We start from the raw sequence: 5,733 nt of genomic DNA, 5'->3' as shown, positions 1-5,733 counted from the left end.
AACAAGCGGCTCGGTCTTTGAAAACCAAATAGCAAGCCCAAGCAGTAATGGATTGCGGAAACCGCAGTCAATTTTTTGAGGGCATCTTCACCTCAAGAGCAGCGCTGAAAAGCGCAGCGAGAGGGAAGTGCCGACGAATCAGCGAGCCGAGACTCCTTAGCCGGGTCTCGGGGAACGCCGGTTCAAGCAAACCAAGAATACAATTGGAGAGTTTGATCCTGGCTCAGAACGAACGCTGGCGGCGTGCCTAACACATGCAAGTCGAGCGCGAATAGGGGCAACCCTTAGTAGAGCGGCGCACGGGTGCGTAACACGTGGATAATCTGCCTGGATGCCTGGGATAACCAGTCGAAAGATTGGCTAATACCGGATAAGCCCACGGTCTCTTCGGAGGCTGAGGGAAAAGGTGGCCTCTGTATACAAGCTATCACAACCAGATGAGTCCGCGGCCCATCAGCTAGTTGGCGGGGTAATGGCCCACCAAGGCGACGACGGGTAGCTGGTCTGAGAGGACGATCAGCCACACTGGAACTGAGACACGGTCCAGACTCCTACGGGAGGCAGCAGTGGGGAATTTTGCGCAATGGGCGAAAGCCTGACGCAGCAACGCCGCGTGTGTGATGAAGGTCTTTGGATTGTAAAGCACTTTCGACCGGGACGAAACCGTAAAGCCTAATACGCTTTGCCTTGACGGTACCGGGAGAAGAAGCACCGGCTAACTCTGTGCCAGCAGCCGCGGTAATACAGAGGGTGCAAGCGTTGTTCGGAATTATTGGGCGTAAAGCGCGTGTAGGCGGCTTTGCAAGTCGGGTGTGAAAGCCCTCAGCTCAACTGAGGAAGTGCGCCCGAAACTGCAGAGCTTGAGTGCCGGAGAGGGTGGCGGAATTCCCCAAGTAGAGGTGAAATTCGTAGATATGGGGAGGAACACCGGTGGCGAAGGCGGCCACCTGGACGGTAACTGACGCTGAGACGCGAAAGCGTGGGTAGCAAACAGGATTAGATACCCTGGTAGTCCACGCCGTAAACGATGAGAACTAGGTGTCGTGGGAGTTGACCCCCGCGGTGCCGTAGCTAACGCATTAAGTTCTCCGCCTGGGAAGTACGGTCGCAAGACTAAAACTCAAAGGAATTGACGGGGGCCCGCACAAGCGGTGGAGCATGTGGTTTAATTCGACGCAACGCGCAGAACCTTACCTGGTCTTGACATCCTCGGAATCCTTCAGAGATGAGGGAGTGCCCGCAAGGGAACCGAGAGACAGGTGCTGCATGGCTGTCGTCAGCTCGTGTCGTGAGATGTTGGGTTAAGTCCCGCAACGAGCGCAACCCTCGCCTTTAGTTGCCACGCAAGTGGATCTCTAGAGGGACTGCCGGTGTTAAACCGGAGGAAGGTGGGGATGACGTCAAGTCCTCATGGCCTTTATGACCAGGGCTACACACGTGCTACAATGGCCGGTACAGAGCGCTGCAAACCCGCGAGGGGGAGCTAATCGCAGAAAACCGGTCTCAGTTCAGATTGGAGTCTGCAACTCGACTCCATGAAGGCGGAATCGCTAGTAATCGCAGATCAGCACGCTGCGGTGAATACGTTCCCGGGCCTTGTACACACCGCCCGTCACACCATGGGAGTCGATTGCTCCAGAAGTCATCTCACCAAGAGATGCCCAAGGAGTGCTCGGTAACTGGGGTGAAGTCGTAACAAGGTAGCCGTAGGGGAACCTGCGGCTGGATCACCTCCTTTCTAAGGAGACCGGGTGTTGGACTCATCCTTCGGGAGAGTAGGCAACACCAGCAGCCTTCGGGCTGTCAGGTCATCTCTAGGTCAATGTTTCCGGTAAACAATCCATTATGAACTTCGGGCTTGCTGTTTGGTTTTGAAGGACCGAGCGAAGCTGGCTCGGCTCTTTGAGAATGAAGGACGCTGTAGGGTTCTGCCGATGCTTTAGCCCCTTTGGGCCTATAGCTCAGCTGGCTAGAGCGCGCGCCTGATAAGCGCGAGGTCGGTGGTTCAAGTCCACCTAGGCCCACCATTCTCCCTCAACGGAGGGACGCGAATGGGACGCCGACGCGAGAGTCGGGGCTGTAGCTCAGCTGGGAGAGCGCCAGCTTTGCAAGCTGGATGTCGTCGGTTCGAACCCGATCAGCTCCACAAGTTTCCTGGAAGTCGCAGGGACGTTCTTTGACAAGTGCATACGAAGGGTAAGTTGCAATTTCTGCTGAGTGAAGTTCTCAACAGAAGTGCCGACTTCGAAATGAGTCTCACCTGGCGCCGCGAGGCAGCCGAGTGGGGCAAAAGCGAAGTCTCCCACACAAGAAGAAGCAGTGAGAAACAGCAATAAAGAATGTCTTCCGGGCCTGCTAGCGAAGAGCAGAGGCCTGGGCCTTGGTCTCCGAGTTTCGACAATCCGCCGGGAGGCGGGCGTTGGACAAGAGATTAGGGCAAGTAAGCTACTAAGGGCGTGCGGTGGATGCCTAGGTGCCAAGAGGCGATGAAGGACGTGGGTGGCTGCGAAAAGCTTCGGGGAGTTGCCAACCAAACGTTGATCCGGAGATGTCCGAATGGGGAAACCCAGCGCGGCGAATAGCTGCGTTACTGCAAACTGAATTCATAGGTTTGCAGAGCAAACCAGGGGAAGTGAAACATCTCAGTACCCTGAGGAAGAGAAAACAATGAGTGATTCCCAAAGTAGTGGCGAGCGAAATGGGAAGAGGCCAAACCAACGTCATGCAAATGGCGGTGGGGTAGCGGGTCCGCGGTAGGACTTTGAGAGGCTAGTGGAAGCGTCCTGGAAAGACGCACCAAAGAGCGTGATAGTCGCGTACACGAAAGCCTTTTGGAGCTGAGCGGGTTACCCAAGTAAGACGGGACACGTGCAATCCTGTCTGAATCTGCCGGGACCATCCGGTAAGCCTAAATACTCCTTGGCGACCGATAGTGAACAAGTACCGCGAGGGAAAGGTGAAAAGAACCCCGGTGAGGGGAGTCAAAAGAACCTGAAACCGCATGTCTACAAGCAGTTCGAGCACTACGGCGCAAGCCAGTGCGAGAGCGTACCTTTTGCATCATGATTCGGCGACTTAATATACGTAGCGAGGCTAAGCCGATAGGTGGAGCCGGAGCGAAAGCGAGTCCGAACAGGGCGCTAAGTTGCGTGTATTATAACCCGAAGCGGGGTGATCTACACATGGCCAGGTTGAAGTGCGGGTAACACCGCATGGAGGACCGAACTCATGAAAGTTGAAAATTTCTGGGATGAGCTGTGTGTAGGGGTGAAAGGCCAATCAAACTCCGTGATAGCTGGTTCTCCCCGAAAGATATTTAGGTATCGGCTCGGGTAATTCAATGCCGGAGGTAGAGCACTGAAACGGCTAGGGGTCTCACCAGATTACCAAACCGTATCAAACTCCGAATGCCGGCAATTGTTATCCCGGGACGCAGTCAGTGGGTGATAACGTCCATTGGCAAGAGGGGAATAACCCAGACCGACAGCTAAGGCCCCCAAATCTAGTCTAAGTGAACACTAGAAAGGATGTGGCAGGTCATTGACAACCAGGAGGTTGGCTTAGAAGCAGCCATCCTTTAAAGAAAGCGTAATAGCTCACTGGTCAAGACAGGCCGCGCCGAAAATGTAACGGGGCTCAAGACTAGTGCCGAAGCTTCGGGTCATGCATGTCAGGCATGCATGGCGGTAGGGGAGCGTCCCAGTTGCAGCGAAGGTGGACTGAAAAGGCCGCTGGAGCGACTGGGAGTGCTGATGCCGAAATGAGTAGCGATAAAGGGGGTGAGAAACCCCCTCGCCGTAAACCCAAGGTTTCCTGGGTCAAGTTAATCTTCCCAGGGTTAGCCGGGTCCTAAGCCGAGGCCGAAAGGCGTAGGTGATGGCAAGCAGGTTAATATTCCTGCGCCATCTTGCAGACGTTGAACTGAGGGAGGACGGAGAAAGCTAGGCGAGCTGACCGGTGGTTGTGTCAGTCTAAAGGCGTAGGGGTGTCGCGTACGAATAAAGGCGCGGCAGTCATCCCCGAGACCCCATGGCGCCCCGCAAGGGGTAAGTCGCTGATGCTCGGCTTCCAAGAAAAGTCCCGCAGGGAGTCTGCAGGGTGTCCGTACCGCAAACCGACACAGGTGGGTGAGGAGAAAATCCTAAGGCGCTTGAGAGAACTCTCCTCCAAGGAACTAGGCAAATTTCCACCGTAACTTCGGAAGAAGGTGGGCCTCTGGTAGGTGTAGGCGTACAGCCGAAGCCGAGAGAGGTTGCAGAGAAATGGCGGTAGCGACTGTTTACCAAAAACACAGGACTCTGCGAAGGCGACAAGCCGACGTATAGGGTCTGACTCCTGCCCGGTGCTGGAAGGTTAAGGGGATTCGTCAGCCGCAAGGCGAAGCGATGATCCGAAGCCCCAGTAAACGGCGGCCGTAACTATAACGGTCCTAAGGTAGCGAAATTCCTTGTCGGGTAAGTTCCGACCTGCACGAATGGAGTAACGACTTCCGCACTGTCTCGGAGAGGGACTCAGCGAAATTGAAATAGCTGTGCCGATGCAGTTTACCCGCAGCAAGACGGAAAGACCCCGTGAACCTTTACTACAACTTGACAGTGACACTAGGGATTGACTGTGTAGGATAGGTGGGAGCCTTTGAAGCCGGGCCGCTAGGTTCGGTGGAGGCAACGGTGAAATACCACCCTGTTGATTTCTGGTGTCTAACCACGTCTCGTCAGCCGGGACTGGGACACTGTCTGGTGGGTAGTTTGACTGGGGCGGTCGCCTCCCAAAAAGTAACGGAGGCGCGCGATGGTTCCCTCAGCCCGATTGGAAACCGGGCGTCGAGTGCAATGGCATAAGGGAGCTTGACTGCGAGACCGACAGGTCGAGCAGGTGCGAAAGCAGGTCATAGTGATCCGGTGGTCCTGAATGGAAGGGCCATCGCTCAACGGATAAAAGGTACTCCGGGGATAACAGGCTTATCTCCCCCAAGAGTTCACATCGACGGGGAGGTTTGGCACCTCGATGTCGGCTCATCGCATCCTGGGGCTGGAGCAGGTCCCAAGGGTTTGGCTGTTCGCCAATTAAAGCGGTACGCGAGCTGGGTTCAAAACGTCGTGAGACAGTTTGGTCCCTATCTGCTGTGGGCGTAGGATACTTGAGAGGCTCTGACCTTAGTACGAGAGGACCGGGTTGGAGGCACCGCTGGTGTACCAGTTGTCTCGCCAGAGGCATCGCTGGGTAGCCATGTGCCGATTGGATAACCGCTGAAAGCATCTAAGCGGGAAACCGACCTCAAGACCAGGTATCCCGGGCGCAAGCCCCTGAAGACTCGTGGAAGACTACCACGTTGATAGGCTGGGTGTGTAAGCGCGGTAACGCGTTAAGCTAACCAGTACTAATAAGTCGAGCGGCTTACTTCCCCCATTCTCTTGCATGCCCCCTCAAGGGGAGTAAGGGACTCGGGGCCAAGGCCGAGGCCAGGACGCCACTAGCGCGTCCGCCCGGAAGGCAGCTGTTTCAATTGCTTCTTCGACTTCTCGAAGAGGCTTCACTCAAGCGGAAGCTTGCAACTTACCCTTCGTATGCACCGTCATTCGTTTTTCCGGTGGCAATGTCGGAGGGGTCACACCCGTTCCCATCCCGAACACGGAAGTTAAGCCCTCCAGAGCCGATGGTACTCCGCGGGAAACCGCGTGGGAGAGTAGGTCGCTGCCGGATTCTTTTTGAAAGCCCCTGGTGCCGCAAGGC

2 tRNA genes and 3 rRNA genes are annotated in these 5,733 nt (G+C 55.6%); all 5 read left to right on the top strand.

Annotation, left to right across the window (positions count from 1 at the left end):
- Window positions 1-200 precede the first annotated feature (200 nt).
- Window positions 201-1,738: ribosomal RNA gene (locus tag K8556_RS38490) — 16S ribosomal RNA — on the top strand.
- A gap of 212 nt (window positions 1,739-1,950) precedes the next feature.
- Window positions 1,951-2,027: transfer RNA gene (locus tag K8556_RS38485), tRNA-Ile, on the top strand.
- A 46-nt stretch (window positions 2,028-2,073) separates the two neighbouring features.
- Window positions 2,074-2,146 (top strand) — tRNA-Ala (locus K8556_RS38480).
- 292 nt (window positions 2,147-2,438) lie between these two features.
- A 23S ribosomal RNA gene (locus K8556_RS38475) occupies window positions 2,439-5,405 on the top strand.
- A gap of 181 nt (window positions 5,406-5,586) precedes the next feature.
- A 5S ribosomal RNA gene (rrf, locus tag K8556_RS38470) occupies window positions 5,587-5,703 on the top strand.
- The 16S, 23S and 5S rRNA genes sit together here with 2 tRNA genes alongside, the layout of an rRNA operon.
- The last annotated feature ends 30 nt before the right edge of the window (window positions 5,704-5,733 follow it).

This window comes from Corallococcus sp. AS-1-12 (genome assembly GCF_020036995.1).
Lineage (GTDB): Bacteria > Myxococcota > Myxococcia > Myxococcales > Myxococcaceae > Corallococcus.
The sequence above is the reverse complement of the archived record's forward strand: the minus strand, read 5'-3'. Positions and strand labels throughout refer to the sequence as shown.